Annotated in this window: 3 protein-coding genes; all 3 read left to right on the top strand. The window is 59.4% G+C overall.

What is annotated here, in order from left to right:
• Positions 1-83 precede the first annotated feature (83 nt).
• From tnpA to C7445_RS14370, 3 genes are read left to right on the top strand one after another with little or no spacing between them, the layout of a single operon-like run.
• Entirely contained in the window at positions 84-428 is a 345-nt protein-coding gene (gene tnpA, locus C7445_RS14380) for an IS66 family insertion sequence element accessory protein TnpA (RefSeq protein WP_243835219.1), read from the top strand.
• A gap of 29 nt (positions 429-457) precedes the next feature.
• Positions 458-787, top strand: a complete 330-nt coding sequence (gene tnpB, locus C7445_RS14375) for an IS66 family insertion sequence element accessory protein TnpB (RefSeq protein ID WP_166669186.1) — start codon at positions 458-460, stop codon at positions 785-787.
• 44 nt (positions 788-831) lie between these two features.
• Positions 832-1485, top strand: a complete 654-nt coding sequence (locus C7445_RS14370; protein WP_243835218.1) for an IS66 family transposase — start codon at positions 832-834, stop codon at positions 1483-1485.
• The last annotated feature ends 89 nt before the right edge of the window (positions 1486-1574 follow it).

Below are 1574 nucleotides of genomic sequence, written 5' to 3'. Positions count from 1 at the left end.
GTGAGCGTCAAATAGTGCACACCTAGCGCCAGCGTGCCTGGTGCGAGATGATCCCCCCAGAATCCGACCATGGAGGGATCATCGTGACGAAGGCGAAGTTGGAACAACATCGCGAGCTTTGGCGTGCCCGTGTGGCGGACTTCCGGGCCAGCGGGTTAAGCGGCGCAGCCTGGTGTGCTGCGCATCAGGTCAAGGAACATCAGCTGTGGTATTGGGTCGGTAAGTTTAAGGCGGACACCGACCACGAAGGCCGTCAACGGGATAGCGCCCAGCCGTGTTTCATCCCGGTGCGTGTAGAGGAATCCGTGGTTGAAGTGGCGGACAAGCCGCTGCCCATACGTGTGGGTCCTGCTGTCATCGAGGTCACGTCTGGTTATAACTCTGATCTGTTGCGCGATGTGGTGCGCACCCTGGCATCGCTATGCTGAACATCGGTGCTGGACCGGGGGAGCTCTGCGTGTACCTGGCTTGCGGCAGCACGGACATGCGCAAATCTATCGATGGCTTGGCGGCACTGGTGCAGGAGTCCTTTCACCTGGACCCGTTTTCCCCTGCGCTCTTCGCGTTTTGTAATCGGGAGCGGGACAAGCTGAAGCTGCTGTACTGGGAACACAACGGCTTTTGGCTGTATTATCGGCGGCTGGAACGCGGCCGGTTTTGGTGGCCGGACACAAGCGACAGCAAGACCCTCGTCATCACCCGCCGGGAGCTGAACTGGCTGTTGGACGGTCTTGCGCTCAACCAGCCGAAAGCGCACCGGAGGGTTACCGCGAAAAAAGTGGTGTGAGACCCGGTAAACACAGAAGGATCTGTCAAGGGATTTCGGCAGGTGTGTCGAAATCCTTTTGCATGACGAACACGACGACGGAGAACACCAACCAACTGGAAGCCCTACAGGCGCGCTGCGAGGCGCAGGAACAGGAAATCGCGGAACTGAAAAAGCAGGTTAACCTGCTGCTGGAACAGCTTCGTCTGGCCCGTCATCGGCAGTTCGGGAAGTCCAGCGAACGCACGACAGACAACCAGATGCGCTTGGACCTGGTATTCAACGAGGCCGAGGTTGAGGCGCAACCTGAGGCAGAAGAACCCACCATCGAGGCGGTCACGTACCAGCGGCGCAAGAAGCAGCCAGGTCAGCGGGATGCCATGCTGGCAGACCTTCCGGTGGAGCAGATTGAATATCGTCTGCCGGAGGAAGAACGGATCTGTCCGTGCTGCGGCGAGGTCATGGACGAAGCGGGTGTCGAAATCCGTCGCGAGCTCATCCACGTCCCGGCACAGACGAAGGTGCGCGAACATATCCAGCAACAATACGCATGCCGGACGTGTGACAAGCATGGGACCGAAACGCCCATGGTCAAGGCGCAGATGCAAAAGCCCCCGATACCCGGCAGCCTGGCGTCCGCCTCGATGCTGGCATATGTGATGGACAAGAAATACGTGGATGGCTTGCCGCTGTACCGCTTGGAGGAACAGTTTGCCTGACAAGGCCTGCGGTTGACCCGGCAGACCCTGGCGAACTGGGTGGTGTTGGGGGCGACGCGGTGGCTTGATCTCATATACCACCTGTTGCA

Origin of the sequence: Alicyclobacillus sacchari (assembly GCF_004366795.1) — a bacterium.
Classification (GTDB): domain Bacteria; phylum Bacillota; class Bacilli; order Alicyclobacillales; family Alicyclobacillaceae; genus Alicyclobacillus; species Alicyclobacillus sacchari.
Note: the sequence above shows the minus strand (reverse complement) of the source record. Positions and strands in the feature narration are given on the sequence as shown.